The 14,644-nt window shown below is 70.1% G+C and carries 12 protein-coding genes; 4 read left to right on the plus strand and 8 right to left on the minus strand.

Annotation, left to right across the window (positions count from 1 at the left end; all coding sequences use genetic code 11):
• Positions 1–6: 6 nt before the first annotated feature.
• Positions 7–4,896, minus strand: a complete 4,890-nt coding sequence (locus ISU10_RS01735) for an NAD-glutamate dehydrogenase (protein WP_370864541.1) — start codon at positions 4,894–4,896, stop codon at positions 7–9.
• Between the two features lie 92 nt (positions 4,897–4,988).
• Between ISU10_RS01735 and ISU10_RS01740 the strand changes: the two genes are divergently transcribed.
• Complete coding sequence (locus ISU10_RS01740) at positions 4,989–5,486, plus strand: DUF2505 domain-containing protein (RefSeq protein ID WP_194694606.1); 498 nt, start codon at positions 4,989–4,991, stop codon at positions 5,484–5,486.
• Between the two features lie 7 nt (positions 5,487–5,493).
• Here ISU10_RS01740 and ISU10_RS01745 read toward each other — a convergent pair whose 3' ends face one another.
• From ISU10_RS01745 to ISU10_RS01760, 4 genes are all read right to left on the minus strand, one after another.
• A complete protein-coding gene (locus ISU10_RS01745; protein WP_194694607.1) occupies positions 5,494–5,664 on the minus strand; it encodes a PIN domain-containing protein in 171 nt (56 codons plus the stop codon).
• Positions 5,665–5,762: 98 nt separating this feature from the next.
• Entirely contained in the window at positions 5,763–7,391 is a 1,629-nt protein-coding gene (gene pruA / locus ISU10_RS01750) for an L-glutamate gamma-semialdehyde dehydrogenase (RefSeq protein WP_194694608.1), read from the minus strand.
• Positions 7,392–7,403: 12 nt separating this feature from the next.
• On the minus strand, positions 7,404–7,715 hold the full coding sequence (locus ISU10_RS01755) for a DUF6912 family protein (protein WP_194694609.1): 312 nt from the start codon (positions 7,713–7,715) through the stop codon (positions 7,404–7,406).
• Complete coding sequence (locus ISU10_RS01760) at positions 7,715–9,175, minus strand: WS/DGAT/MGAT family O-acyltransferase (RefSeq protein ID WP_194694610.1); 1,461 nt, start codon at positions 9,173–9,175, stop codon at positions 7,715–7,717. Before ISU10_RS01760 ends, ISU10_RS01755 begins: the two co-directional genes overlap by 1 nt.
• 61 nt (positions 9,176–9,236) lie before the next feature.
• Here ISU10_RS01760 and ISU10_RS01765 point away from each other — a divergent pair, with 61 nt between their 5' ends.
• On the plus strand, positions 9,237–9,602 hold the full coding sequence (locus tag ISU10_RS01765; protein WP_194694611.1) for a hypothetical protein: 366 nt from the start codon (positions 9,237–9,239) through the stop codon (positions 9,600–9,602).
• Between the two features lie 14 nt (positions 9,603–9,616).
• Entirely contained in the window at positions 9,617–10,951 is a 1,335-nt protein-coding gene (locus tag ISU10_RS01770) for a hypothetical protein (protein ID WP_194694612.1), read from the plus strand.
• Here the strand turns inward: ISU10_RS01770 and ISU10_RS01775 are convergent.
• Positions 10,914–12,221 (minus strand): CpaE/TadZ family protein, encoded by a 1,308-nt coding sequence (locus ISU10_RS01775; protein ID WP_194694613.1) that lies wholly within the window; start codon positions 12,219–12,221, stop codon positions 10,914–10,916. The genes ISU10_RS01770 and ISU10_RS01775 overlap by 38 nt on opposite strands.
• A 19-nt stretch (positions 12,222–12,240) precedes the next feature.
• Positions 12,241–12,921 (minus strand): hypothetical protein, encoded by a 681-nt coding sequence (locus ISU10_RS01780; protein WP_194694614.1) that lies wholly within the window; start codon positions 12,919–12,921, stop codon positions 12,241–12,243.
• Between the two features lie 88 nt (positions 12,922–13,009).
• On the opposite strand from ISU10_RS01780, the gene ISU10_RS01785 reads away from it, so the two are divergent.
• Positions 13,010–13,261: a helix-turn-helix domain-containing protein gene (locus tag ISU10_RS01785; RefSeq protein ID WP_194694615.1), complete on the plus strand. Its 252-nt coding sequence runs from the start codon at positions 13,010–13,012 to the stop codon at positions 13,259–13,261.
• 6 nt (positions 13,262–13,267) lie between these two features.
• Here ISU10_RS01785 and ISU10_RS01790 read toward each other — a convergent pair whose 3' ends face one another.
• Complete coding sequence (locus ISU10_RS01790) at positions 13,268–14,614, minus strand: S1C family serine protease (RefSeq protein ID WP_194694616.1); 1,347 nt, start codon at positions 14,612–14,614, stop codon at positions 13,268–13,270.
• Positions 14,615–14,644 lie beyond the last annotated feature (30 nt).

A 14,644-nucleotide genomic window follows, 5' to 3' on the forward strand; every position in this document is an offset into this window, starting at 1 on the left:
GAATTCTCAGCCGGACAGCAGCCCCCGCACGACGCGCAGCCCCACAGAGACGCGCGCCAGGTCGCCCGTCTCGTCGGCGCAGATGTCTTCCAGCGTCGCGGCGGCTCGAGACACCACGAGGGCGTCGTCCTCCTCCCAGCTGGCGATCCTCGCCGGTGCGGACTCACCGTCGCCCGTCGCCCGCAGCACCTGTGCGGTGAGCTGGGCGTGCACGGCGTACACGTCGTCGCGCAGCGCCGCCCGGGCCATGGTCTGCCAGCGGTCGTCGCGGGGCAGGGCCAGGATCTTGCCGACCAGCATGGGCAGGCCGAGGCGCTCGCCGAGCTGGAAGTGCAACCGCGCGACCTCGATCGGGTCGAGACCCTTGCGGTCGGCTATCTCCAGCACGTAGAGCAGCTGGTAGGCCGGGTGGAGCACCGCCGTGCGGCTGGCGAGGTCCTCGGGTACGTGCCCGCTCTCGACGAACAGCTTGCGCCGGGTCTCGAAGGTGTCGAGCTCGCGTCCGGTCAGCAGGGTCGGCAGCTCGCGCATCACGGCCTGCACCCGGTCGCGGAAGAACTCCACGGTCGCCTGGCTGTCGAGCGGCGGCCGGCGGTTGGTGACCAGCCAGCGCGAGGCCCGCTCCACCAGGGTGCGCATCTCGATGCGCATCCGCGTCTGCACGGCGGCTTCGAGCACGTTGTCGTAGGACGCCACCTCGTTGCGGTAGGCCAGCGACCCGAAGATCTCCCGGGCCACGAAGTTGGCCCGGGTCAGCTCTGCGGGACCGGCACCGGTCTCGCCCTGAAGCCGGGGCCAGAACGTCAGCCCGGCGCCGTTGACCAGGTCGTTGACGACCTGGGTGACGATGATCTCGCGGCGCAGTGGGTGGTCGGCCACCTGTGCAGCGAAGCCTTCCTGGATGGCCTTCGGGAAGTAGTTGGTCAAGTCGACGCGGCAGTAGGGGTCGTCGGGGAGGTCGGACTCGAGCAGCTCCTCGGCCAAGACGATCTTGGTCCACGCCAGCAGCACCGAGATCTCGGGGTTGGACAGCCCTTCCTCCCGCTCCAGCATCCGGCGTACCTGCCGAGTCGACGGCAGCCCCTCGAGGTCGCGGTTGAGCACCCCGCGCCGCTCGAGCTGACGCATCCAGTCCTCGTGGACGTGCAGCAATGACGGGGCGTTGGCCGCCGCGTTGGCCAGCGCGAGGTTCTGCTCGTAGTTGTCGCGCAGTACCAAGGCGGCGACCTCGTCGGTCATCTCGGCGAGCAGCACGTTGCGCTGCTTGCCCGTCAGGTCCCCGGCGGCGACGACGCGGTCGAGCAGGATCTTGATGTTGACCTCGTGGTCGGAGGTGTCGACGCCCGCCGAGTTGTCGATGAAGTCGGTGTTCATGCGGCCGCCGCGCTCGGCGTACTCGATGCGGCCGAGCTGGGTCAGGCCCAGGTTGCCGCCCTCGCCCACGCACTGCGCACGCAGCTCGCGTCCGTTGACGCGGATCGCGTCGTTGGCCTTGTCACCGGCGTCGGCGTCGGTCTCGCTGGCCGCCTTGACATAGGTGCCGATGCCGCCGTTCCACAACAGGTCGACCGGCGCCTTGAGGATCGCTCGCATGAGCTCCGCCGGAGTCATGGTGACGACGCCCTCGTCGATGCCCAGCGCCTTCTGCATCTGTGGCGTGACCTTGATCGCCTTCAAGGACCGCGGGAAGACGCCACCCCCCTCGGAGATCAGCGACTTGTCGTAGTCCTGCCACGACGAGCGCGGCAGGGCGAACAGCCGCTGCCGCTCGACGAACGACGTCGCGGCGTCCGGAGTCGGATCGATGAAGATGTCACGGTGGTCGAAGGCCGCGAGCAGACGGATGTGCTCGGAGCACAGCATGCCGTTGCCGAACACGTCGCCCGACATGTCGCCGATGCCGACGGCCGTGAAGTCCTCGGCCTGGCAGTCGATGCCGCGCTCTCGGAAGTGGCGCCGCACGGACACCCACGCCCCGCGGGCGGTGATGCCCATCGCCTTGTGGTCATAGCCGACCGAACCACCACTGGCGAAGGCGTCGCCGAGCCAGAAGCCGTAGTCGTGGGCGACGCCGTTGGCGATGTCGCTGAACGTCGCCGTGCCCTTGTCGGCGGCCACCACGAGGTAGGAGTCGTCGCCGTCGTGGCGCACCACTCCGAGCGGCGGCACGGTGGCCCCCTCGACGAGGTTGTCGGTGATGTCGAGCAATCCGGAGATGAACGTCTTGTAGCAAGCGACGCCCTCGGCCAGCCACGCCTCGCGGTCGCTCGGGTCGGGCAGCTGCTTGCAGAAGAAGCCGCCCTTGGCGCCGACCGGCACGATGACGGTGTTCTTGACCATCTGCGCCTTGACCAGACCGAGCACCTCGGTGCGGAAGTCGTCGCGACGGTCCGACCACCGCAGACCCCCTCGCGCGACGGCACCGAACCTCAGGTGCACGCCCTCGACCCGGGGCGAGTAGACGAAGATCTCGAACCGCGGCCGCGGCTCGGGCAGGTCGGGGATCGCCGAGGGCTCCAGCTTGAAGCTCATGTACTGGTGCAGGTTGCCGCGCTCTTCTGCCTGGAAGTAGTTGGTGCGCAGCGTCGCCTTGATGTGGGTCAGGTAGGACCGCAGGATGCGGTCGTGGTCGAGGCTGGCCACGTCGTCCAGGGCGCGCTTGATCCGCTGCTCGATCTCCTCGACCCGCGCGGTGCGTGCCTCGGCATCGGCAGCCAGGCCGTTCTTGCCGGGGTCGAAGCGCGCCTCGAACAGCTGCCAGAGCAGCCGCGTGATGTCGGTGTTGCCGCGCAACGCGGCCTCGATGTAGTCGACGGCGAACGGCGAGTTGCCCTGCTTCATGTACTTCGCGTACGCGCGCAGCACCGTCGCCTGGCGCCACGTCAGCCCGGCCGCCAGCACGAGCGCGTTGAACCCGTCGATCTCGTTGTAGCCCTCCCAGACCGCCCGGATCGCGTCTTGGAACAGGCCCCGTACGTCGTCGGGGAGGCCAGGTGCGTACTGCAGGCCGAACTCGTAGACGAACGTCGGCCGGTCCAGCCCGTCGAGCTCGTAGGGGCGTTCGTCGAGCACCTCCACGCCCATGGAGGAGAGCATCGGGAGCACCTGCGACAGCGAGAGCCGCGAGCCCACCCTGAACACCTTGAGCCGGGCCTCGCCGCGGCCGGCGTCGAGCGGGGAGAACAGCGACAGGTCGATGCCTGACCCGGTCTCGGCATCGGGCTCGATGCCCTCGAGACGGCCGACGTCGAGAGCGGCGGTGGTGGCCGAGAAGTCCTCCTTGTAGGCCTCGGGGAACGAGTCGGCGTAGCGCCGGGCCAGCCGCGAGCCGCGATCCTCGCCGTACTCGTTCACGGTCGCGTTGACGAAGTCGTCCCTCCACGAACGCGAGGCGTCGGTGAACAGCCGTTCGAGGTCAAGCGCGTCGACGTCGGGGATCTCCGCCCCCAGCGGCGGGTGCACCACGAAGTGGACCCGCGCGGTCGTCGACTCGCTCATCTTCACGTTGAACTCGATCGAGTCGCCGTGGAAGCGGTCCATCAGGATCTGGGAGAACCGTTCGCGGACGGCGGTGTTGTAGCGGTCGCGGGGCAGGTAGCAGAGCACCGAGACGTAGCGACCGTAGGTCTCCCGGCGTACGAACACCCGCAGCTGGCGGCGTCCGACCGTCTGCAGCACGCCCTGGGTCACCTCGGCGAGCTCGTCGGCCGGCGTGTGGAAGATCTCGTCGCGCGGATAGGTCTCGAGGGTGTCCATCAGGCTCTTGCCCGCGTGGCTGCGCGGCTCGGCGCCGATCCTGGCCAGCACCTCGGCGGCCTTCTCGCGCAGCAGCGGGATGCGGGTGATGGACTCGGTGTAGGCGGCGCTCGACAGCAGGCCGAGGAACCGCCGCTCGCCGCTGACCTCCCCGCTGGCGTCGAAGGTCTTCACCCCGACGTAGTCGAGGTAGGCAGGCCGGTGCACCGACGAGCGCGAGTTGGCCTTGGACAGCACCAGGAGCGACTTCTCGCGGGCCTTCGCCTTGGCCGCCCCGGGCAGCTTGGCGAACGCCTTGGACTGGTCCTGGTCGGCGCGCAGGATGCCGAGGCCGGTGCCGGGGACGGCGCGCAGGATCTCGTCGTCGCCCTCGCGCTCGAGGTGGTACTCGCGGTAGCCGAGGAAGGCGAAGTGGTCGTCGGCCAGCCACTGCAGGAAGGCCCTGCCACTCTCGATCTCCTCGGTGCCCAGCGGCGGAGGCGAGGACTCCAGGTCGGCGACGATCTCGAGGGCCTGGGCCCGCATCTTCTCCCAGTCCTCGACGGAGTCGCGGACCTCGCGCAGGACCTTCTGGACCGACTCCTCGATCTCGTGGAGGTCCTCGTCTGCGCCCAGCCGACCGATCTCGATGTGCATCCAGGACTCGCGGATGGTGCCTGGCCCGTCGTGGTCGACGGCGGCTACCGGCTCGTCCTTGATCGGCCGCACGCTCTCGAGCACGCCGGTGATGTCGCGCACGACGTCGAACTGCGGATGGATCACCAGGTGGATCTCGCGCTGCTGGCGCGTGAGCTCCATCGTCACCGAGTCGACGAGGAACGACATATCGTCGGTGACGATCTCCACGACGGAGTGGCCGCCGGCCGACCAGCCGTTGTCGGCGTGGCTCGGGGTGAAGACGTGGACGTTGGCCCGGCCCTGGGGCCGGTTGTCGGCGAGGCGGAACTGCGAGGCGAGCGCCCCGTAGAGGTCGACGTCAGTGCGTTCGGCGAGGTCGTCGGCGGCGATGTGGCGGTAGTAGGCCCTGATGAGAGCGCCGACCTCTGCGGGAGGTGGACCACCCGTGCCCTTGCGGGACATCGCCAGCTCCGCGGCCCGGTCGAGCAGCTCGGACTTCTTCACGTCGGTCGCCGTTGACACGCCACGATGCTATGCCCCCGCGACCCTCCCTCAGCGACCCTGCCCACACGATCGACTGGCGCCCCCGAGAAGCCATCGCCAGGATGGGCCACATGAAGTCGGTCTCCGTCGAGCTCCGCTACCCGGATCGAACCGTCGAGGAGGTGCGCGCCATGCTCGCCGACCCTGAGTTCCGGCAGGCCGTGTGCACCTACCAGCAGGTCGAGGACTCGGCCGTCACCATCGAGGAGTACGACGACGGGTCGATGACGGTGGACCTCGACCGCACCTACGGCACGACGCTGGTTCCGTCGTTCGCACGGAAGTTCGTCGGGGCGAACATCGACCTGGTGCAGCGCGAGGAGTGGTCCTCGCCGACCCAGGCGAGGTTCGAGGTGGCCATCCCGGGCAAGCCCGGCGAGATGATCGGTACCGCGCGGCTGGCACAGTCCGGTCCCGATGCCGTCGAGACGATCCAGATGGAGGTGCGAGTCTCGGTCCCTCTGGTCGGCGGCAAGCTGGAGGACCTCATCGCCGGCCTCCTCAAGGACGCCTTCCGCGCCGAGAACAAGGTCGGCCTCAAGTGGCTCGCCGGCCAGTGGCGGGTCTGACGCCGCATCACACCAACGCGTAGGCGACGCCGACGGCGTCGTAGGAAGCTGGTGCCCGTTGGTGCGCGACCAGACCCGGCCGCTCGAGGGATGCGGCGACGGTGCGACCGTCGATGCGGCTGGGACCGGGCAGTCGCGTCAGCACGCTGTAGCACTCGAGCAGCGCGTGCGCCGGCACGGCATCGATCTTCGTGTTGATCGTGGCCAGCGCTGAGTCGTGACGAGGATGGCGTGACCTACCACGCCGGCCTCCAAGCGGGTGAGCGTGGTGAGGGATCAGCCCATGTAGGGGTAGCGGTAGTCCGTCGGCGGCACGAAGGTCTCCTTGATCGAGCGCGGCGAGGTCCAGCGCAGCAGGTTGACCGCAGCGCCGGCCTTGTCATTGGTGCCCGAGGCCCGGGCACCGCCGAACGGCTGCTGCCCGACGACGGCGCCGGTCGGCTTGTCGTTGATGTAGAAGTTGCCGGCCGCGAAGCGCAGCGCCTCCTGGGTCCACGCGATCGCGGTGCGGTCCTGGGCGATCACGGCACCGGTCAGCGCGTAGGGCGCGAACGACTCCATCTGGGCCACCACACGCTCGTAGCGGGAGTCGTCGTAGACGTGCACGGCCAGGATCGGGCCGAAGTACTCGGTGTTGAACATCTGGTCGGTCGGGTCGCTCGACTGCACGATCGTCGGCCGGACGAAGTACCCCACGGAGTCGTCGGTCTGGCCGCCGGCCAACAGCGTGAGGTGGCTGTTGCGTCGCACCCGCGCGATGGCTGCCTTGTGCTTGGCGAAGGCACGGTCGTCGATGACGGCCCCCATGAAGTTGGAGAAGTCGGTGACGTCACCCATCGTGATCGACTCGGTCTGCGAGACCAGGTCGTCCTTGATCTTGGCCCACACCGACTTCGCCACGTAGGCGCGCGAGGCAGCCGAGCACTTCTGTCCCTGGAACTCGAAGGCCCCGCGGATCAGCGCCGTCCGGACCACCGCCGGGTCGGCCGAGGGGTGGGCGACCACGAAGTCCTTCCCGCCGGTCTCGCCGACGATGCGCGGGTAGGAGCGGTACGACGAGATGTTCTCGCCGATGGTCCGCCACAGGTGCTGGAAGGTCGGCGTGGATCCGGTGAAGTGGATCCCCGCGAGGTCGGGGTGGGCGAGCGCCACCTTCGAGACGTCGAGGCCGTCGCCGGGCAGCATGTTGATCACCCCGGGCGGCAGGCCGGCCTCCTCGAGCAGGTCCATGGTGAGAGAGGCCGCCAGCTGCTGGGTGGGCGAGGGCTTCCAGATGACCACGTTGCCCATCAGCGCCGGGGCGGTCGGCAGGTTGCCGGCGATGGCGGTGAAGTTGAACGGGGTGATCGCGTACACGAAGCCCTCGAGCGGCCGGTGGTCGGTGCGGTTCCAGATGCCCGGGCTGTTGGCGATCGGCTGGTCGGTGTGGATCTGCTTGGCGTAGTGGACGTTGAACCGCCAGAAGTCGATCAGCTCGCAGGCCGAGTCGATCTCGGCCTGGAAGGCCGTCTTGGACTGACCCAGCATCGTGGCCGCGTTGATCCGTTGGCGCCAAGGCCCTGCCAGTAGCTCCGCCGCCTTGAGCAGGATCGCGCAGCGGTCGTCGATGGACATCGCGCGCCAGGCGGGCGCCGCCGCGAGCGCGGCCCGGACGGCCTGCTCGGTGTCCTTGGTCGTGGAGTTCTTCAGCGTGCCGAGCACGTGCTGGTGGTCGTGCGGCTGCACGACGTTGATCTCGCGGCCGCCTCCCGAGCGCTTACGGCCGTTGATGTAGGCGCGGAGGTTGTGCTGACGCCGCTCGAGCCGGGTCAGCTCGTCTTCCAGCGCCTTTCGCTCAGCCGTGCCCGGCGCATAGGTGAGGTTGGGCTCGTTGACCGGTGCGGGCGGGAAGGAGATGGCGTCCATCCGCCGATATTGTCAGACGATCCCGTCGAGCAGCGAGTCCAGCTCCTGGGTCGCGTACCACGCGAGGTCGTCTTCGGGCGACGCGTCGTCGCCGGTGTCGGCGTGGACGGCCAGCATCTGGCTCCCGCCGACGTCGAAGACGACCACGACCCGCCGTCGCTGTCCGTCGGGCAGGCCCGGGAGCCGTTCGGCGGACAGGTCAGCGGCCGTCATCAGCGCGGCGTACTCGTCCTCCTCCGACTCGCTCTCGGCGCTCACCGCGTCGTCGTCCGGCACCACTCCGGCAGCAAGGTCGGGCAGGGTGGTCGGCTGGTAGCGACGCATCAGCGGGTCTTCTTGGACGTCGCGCGCTTGACCGCCTTCTTGACGCGGCCGCGCGGAGCGCGAGCACGCCCGCCGATCGTGTCGAGCAGCTCGGCGAGTGCATCGCTGACGCACTGGCCCAGCACGTCGGCATCGTGGATGCGGTCGCGGTCGGCGGTGATGCCGTAGAAGACGCGGCCGTCGTAGGACGTCACGCCGATGGCCAGCGCGTGGCCCGGCAGCAACGGATGCACGGGGTAGGTCTCGAGCATCCGCGCGCCGGCAGCGTAGAGCGGCGACTGCGGGCCGGGCACGTTGGTCACGCTGAGCTGGAACCCGCGGCGTACCTCGTCGCCGGCCACCCGCGCACCGATCGCGTGGAAGGTCGACGGGGCGAAGCCGGCGATCCCGGCCAGCCTGTTGGCCGCAACACCGCGCCCTGTCTCCTTGTGGGCCTTGAACGCGTAGGAGACCTGGTGCAGGCGGACGACGGGACTCGACTCGCCGACCGGTAGGTCGACGAAGTAGGCCACGATCGGGCTGCCGAGCGAGGTGGTCTCGAGGTCGCGGTCGCTGACCGACACGGGTACGACGGTGCGCACGTGCCGCACGCCGCTCATCGACTCCGAACGACCCAGCAGCCAGCCGCGCAGCGCCCCGGCGATCGTCGCCAGGATCACGTCGTGGACGTCGCCGCCGTGCTCCTTGCGGATGTCGAGGTAGTCCTGGAGATCGGTGCGGACGGTGACCACCCGGCGCTGCTGGGAGAGGGGCCCGCCGAGGGGATGCTCGCCTGCCGGGCGCCCACCGCCGAGCGCGCCGATGACCGAGGCCGCCTGGCCCAGGATCGAGTCGGCCGAGCGCACGACCGTGTCGAGCCTCGACCTGGCGGCGTCGAGCGCGGTGACCGGCCCGGACACCGCGTCGTTGATGGCTCCAGCGACCAGACCCATCGGCGACGGCGCCGATAGCGGCCTCCAGTCGTCGTGGTGCATCGGCCTCGGATCAGGAGTTCGGTCGAGCAGCACCTGCGCGAGGTCGACGGTGTGCACCCCGTCGACGAGCACTTCGTGCGACTTCGACAAGACGGCGACCCGGCCGTGCTCCAGACCCTCGATGAAGTACGCCTCCCACAGGGGACGGTGGCGGTCCAGAGGACGGGAGACGATGCGTGCCACCAGCTCGAAGAGCTGCTCGCACGAGCCTGGGCGCGGCAGCGCTGACCGGCGTACGTGGTAGCCGAGGTCGAAGTCGGGGTCGTCGACCCACACCGGGTTGGCCAGGCCGCCCGGCACCTTGGCGATCCGCTGCCGGTAGCGAGGGACGAAGCTGATCCGGTCGCCGACCAGCTCGACGAGTCGCGCGTAGTCGAAGCCCGAGCCGGCCGGGTCGAAGATCTCGACGGTCGCGTTGTGCCTCGGCGCAGAGGCCGACTCGACCGCAAGCACCCCGATGTCGCGTGGCCGCAGCCGCTCGGTCATCGCAGTTGCCTTCCGGGGGTGGTTCAGGAGTCGCTCAGGGTCACATGGGATTCTTCCAGACGTGCTGCGCATCCTCGCTTCGGCAACGGCCCTCCTCTTCGCCCTCGTGGGGCTCACCGCCTGCGGTGACGACGAGAGCGACGCTCCCGGCACCACCACCGACCCGGTCAAGGTCGAGGTCACCTTCGAGGGTGACACCGTGAACCCCAACGGCGACCGGGTCGAGGTCAAGACCGGTCAGCCTGTCGAGCTGGAGATCACCGCAGACGCTCCCGGCGAGATCCACGTCCACAGCGACCCCGAGCAGACCCTGTCCTACGAAGTGGGCACCTCCACCCTCGAGATCAAGGGAATCGAGCAGCCTGGTGTGGTCGATGTCGAGTCCCACACGCTCGACAAGGTCATCGTCCAGCTCGAAGTCAGCTGAGCCCGGGACCGACTGTGCTGCTCCCCGGGGGCCTTCCCCAGCACGGCATCGGCGGGGCCAAGGACCTACCCCTGCCGCCGGAGCTGGCGATCGCGGGCGCGGTCGCCGCGCTGGCGGTGTCGTTCGGCGTGCTGGCACTGGCATGGCGCACTCCGAGGTACGACGACCTCGAGCGAGGCAGGCTCCTGCCGCGCTCGCTCTCCGACCTGACCGCCTCCGCCGGGTGGCGGGTCTGGTGGCGGGTGGTCGGACTCGCCTTCTTCGGGTTCGGTGCGTTCGCGGCCGTGTTCGGCCAGGACCTGCTCACCAACCCGATCTTCGGAATGTTCTACGTGTGGTGGTGGGTCGGGCTACCGGTGGCCTCCATCCTGTTCGGGCCGGTGTGGCGCACCGTGAGCCCGGTGCGGACGATCCACGCAGCCGTGTCCCGGCTGACGGGCGACCACCAGACCGGGCGCGGTCTCTACGACTACCCGGCACGGCTCGGATACTGGCCGGCGGCGCTCGGCCTGCTGGCGTTCGTCTGGATCGAGCTGGTCTATCCGCACGGCACCGAGCTGGGTCCGGTGCGGCTGTGGTGTGCGATCTACGTCGGGATCATGCTTATGGGCGGCGCCATCTTCGGCAGGACCTTCTACGAGCGGGCCGACCCCTTCGAGGTCTACTCCACCCTGGCAGCCAAGCTGTCGGTCTGGGGTCGTCGCGCCGACGGCGGTCTGGTGGTGCGCAGCCCGCTGGCCAACCTCGCCACCGTCGAGGCGGCACCCGGCCTCGTCGCGGTCGTCTCGGTGCTGTTCGGCAGCACCGCGTTCGACTCGTTTCGCGACTCCACGCCCTGGGTCCGGTTCGTGCAGAGCACCGACGTGTCGGGCTTCCTCCTCAACAACCTGGCCCTCGTCGCCTTCTGCGTGGCTGTCGGTCTGGTATTCGTGGCGGGCACGATGTCGACGGGCGTCGAGCCCGGCACCAGCCGTCGTAGCCTGCCCGACGCGTTCGGCCACTCGATCGTCCCGATCGTGGCCGGCTACATCGTGGCCCACTACCTGACCTACCTGGTCGAGGTCGGCCAGGCGACACTCATCCAGGCAAGTGACCCCCTCTCCAACGGGAGCAACTGGTTCGGGACGGCCGGGTTGAGCGTCAACTACGCGATCTCCTACCATCCGACCGCCCTGGCCACGACGAAGGTTCTCGCCGTTGTGCTCGGTCACGTGCTGGGCGTGATCGCCGCCCACGACCGAGCGCTCGTCGTGCTGCCAGCACGTCACCGGATCACGGGTCAGCTGCCCCTGCTGGTCGCGATGGTCGCCTTCACCATCGGCGGCCTGTACTTGCTGTTCGCCGCCTGACGCGCCGCCCGCCACGGCGACCTCGCCTCCCGGTGGCCGGCACCGAGTCCGGAGCGAGAGCGTCGACGAGGTCGGCCACTGCCTTGCGCAACGCGGAGTCGCCGGTCTCCACCAAGCTCCGTCCGGCGACGAGCGCCCGGTCCACCGCGAGGCGGTCGTCGGGCAGGAAGTGCAGGCTCGCGGCAGCGACGAACCCGCCGAGCATGCCGGCGACGTCCTGGTGCGACCAGCCCAAGGACGGGCGCATCCGGTTGACGACCACCCGCAACGTGGACCCGGGAGCGAGCTCGTTCAGCTCGACCGACGCGCGGGCCAGACGCGCCAGCCCGACGGGGTCGGCGGATCCCACGACCAGCACCTCGTCGGCCTCGGCGAGAGCCGCGAAGGTTGCCTGGTTGCGCGCCGGGCGCGACCCGATCTCACCAGCGGGGTCGGGCTCGATGCTGAAGCCGGTGTCGACGACGACATCACCGCGGGCGGACGCAACCTCCAGGAGGTGCTCGACGGACCCGCCACGCAGCTCGACCCATCGGTCGGCGCGCGGCAGCCCGGTGACCACGCTCAGGTGCTCACCCAGTGCGCGCCGGATCGACTCGAACCTCTCCTCCAGGAGAGCGCCGCCGGACAGCCTGGCGGCAGACAGGAGGCCCGAGACCTCGTCGAGCACCCCCAGCTGCGCTGCCACGGTCCCGCCGTAGGGGTCGGCGTCGACGAGGGTGGTAGGTCGCCGACGAGCGGCGAGCTCGGCAGCCACCGCCACGGCCACGGTCGTGCGGCCCGGCGCTCCGCCAGGTCCCCAGACCGCCAGCACCCGCCCGCGGCCCGGCGATCCCGAGGAACCTGTCGGGCCGATCGGCACTGCCGGCACGGGGTCGCTCGGCGCGGACCCCAGACCCTGGTGGGCAGCGGGCTCGCCCTCGGCGCGCACCAGCCCCGACAGGTCCGGGAGGCGGTCGTCGGTGAGCGTGGCGGCGACCCCGAGACGGGTGGCCTGGTGGCGGAGCTGGTCGGCGAGACCGGCAGCCAGGATCGCGACTGGTCGCACCTGGAAGCGCCTGAGGTGGTCGACGACGTCCTGGTCGAAGCCGGGCGCATCCAGCGCCACCACGGCCGCATCAGCCTGGCCGGCCGAGGCGGCGGCCAGCAGGTCGGGCACGTCGACGCACCGCCGGAGTACGACGACGCCGGGGTCGCGCTCGAGCAGCGCCAGTGCGGTCGACTCCCAGGCCGCTCCCGAGGCCAGGATCAAGGTGACGATGGGCCGGCTCATCGGAGGGGTCACCAGCCGCTCAGCCGCGCCGGACCACGGTCACCGATGGGCTGTCGACCGCACCGAGGGCCGCGAAGTAGGCGCGGGCTCGGTCGTCGGCGACACCCAGTACGAGCTGTCGCTGACCCGACGCCCCGAAGCCCTCGTCGACCGAGGATGCGGAGACCACCGTGACCTGCTCGAGCACGGGAGCGCACGCACTCGGGCAGCGACCCCCACCCGACGGCAGCACGAACACGTCGACCACCGACCCGGCCGCCACGGAGGGCGGGACCTGTTCGGCGTCGACCGCGACAGGCAGCTGGACCAGACCGTCAGCGCCCGTGGACTCGACGGCACTGCGGGGCAGCAGCTCCCCGGCACCGATGCCGCGCGAGAGCTGGAGGTCGTCCGGCAGGTCAGCGAGGGAGGAGAAGTAGCGCTCGAGCCCACCACCCTCGCCGAACCGCACCCTGCGGACCACGAGGTCACCGACCTCGACCGAGTCGCCTGCTCCCATGTCGCGAGCGGCCGCCCACACCGCTGTCGAGTCGTCGGCAGCAGCGAGCACGCGGGCTCCTGCGACCACCGACACCACCACGATCAACACGCCCACCCACAGCCGGGGATCCCGCCACCCGGATCGAGACAGACGAACGGCCTGCGGCGCGGTCGATGACGCGCCGGGGTTCCCGAGACTCCCGCTCACGGCCGTGATCATGCCGGAGTTCCTGCCACCGGATGGCGCCTGTCCACAGACGCTGTGAGCCCCAGGAGACGACGTCTGCGGGGAATGACACCATGGCCGCATGGTCGACCAGCCAGCAGCTCAGCGCTTCCTGACGCTGACCGACGTGGCCGAGGTGCTCAACACCTCCAGCGCACAGGTCTACGCCCTGGTCCGGCGCGGCGACCTGGTCGCCATCAAGATCGGTGGCAGGGGGCAGTGGCGGGTCGAGGCCACCGAGCTGGAGGCCTACATCCAGCGGATGTACGCCGAGGCGCGAGCCTTCATCGACGAGCACCCGTTCGTGGACACCGAGGTCCATGCCGATCTCTAGCCGCCGCTAGCCGACTTCTGAGCCCAGCGTCACCTCGATCGTCAGCTCCTCGCCGCCGCGAGAGACGGTCAGCGCGACCTTCTCACCAGGTCGGTGCGAGCGGATCGCCACGATCAGCGCGATCTGGTTGTCGACCAGCGCGCCGTCGATGGCGGTGACGACGTCGCCCTTCTCGAGTCCGGCCCGGTCAGCCGGCTGGCCCGAGAGCACGTCGCTGATCTGGGCGCCCCTCGCGCCACTGGCGACACTGGTCGACACCTTCGCGCCGATCACCGGGTAGCGCGCCTGACCCGTGCGCAGGATCTGGTCGGCGGTGAGCTTGACCTGCTCGATCGGGATGGCGAACCCGACCCCGATACTGCCCGCCTCGCCCTGGACCGAGCCGCCGGTGGTGGCGATGGCGGAGTTGACCCCGACCACCTGGCCGCGCAGGTTGACCAGCGGTCCACCCGAGTTGCCCGGGTTGATGGCGGCGTCGGTCTGCACGGCGTTGATGTAGGACAGCTCATCGCTGGAGTCACCGGTCGAGACAGGCCTGTTGAGCGCGCTGACGATGCCTGCGGTGACTGTCGAGCTCAGCCCCAGCGGCGAGCCGAAGGCGACCACCGAGTCGCCGACATGAAGTGCCCGGGAGGCGCCCAGGGCGGCAGGGGGCAGTCCGGGAGACTGCTCGACGTAGAGCACGGCGAGGTCGTAGGTCGGGCTGCGACCCACGACCACCGCGTCGTAGCGGTTGCCGTCCTGGTCGACGATCTCGATCGGCCCGTCGTTCTCGGCTGCATCCGCCACCACGTGGTTGTTGGTCACGAAGTGGCCTTGGCTGTCGAGGACGAAGCCGGACCCGGTCGCTCCCTCGGGCTGCCCGTCGTACTCGGCGACGATCTGGACCGTGCTCGGCAGCACCTGGCGGGCGACGGCCGCGACCGAGCCGTTCTCGGCGGGCAACGGCGGCTCGGTGGTGGCGCCCGCGTTCTCGAGGCCCCCCACCACCCGCCCGGCGCCGTCGGGTTCGGAGACCCAGCGTTCGTAGGCCGCACCGCCCAGTGCGCCGGCCAGGCCACCGACGACGAGCGCCAGCGAGCACACGACCGGCCAGACCCAGCGTGAGACCTTGCCGCGCTCCTGACGGCGCCGTCCGGGCTCGGCGGGGGCGTAGGCCGGCATCGGCCGGGTGCCCGGCGGCGGGTAGGGCTCGAGGGCCCGCGGGAGGTGGGGAGCGGCGTAGTGGCGCGGGGGCGGCTGGTTGGTCGGCGGGACCCACGACGGCGGGTCAGGCGAGGGGCCGAGGCCCGCCAACGGCACGGTGTCCTCGCCCGGCAGTGCGGGGCCCGGATGTGCCGTGCGGTCGCTCACCGCATCATCTTCTCGCAGGCCGGCAACTCA

The organism is Nocardioides agariphilus (assembly GCF_015352445.1).
Classification (GTDB): Bacteria; Actinomycetota; Actinomycetes; order Propionibacteriales; family Nocardioidaceae; genus Nocardioides; species Nocardioides agariphilus.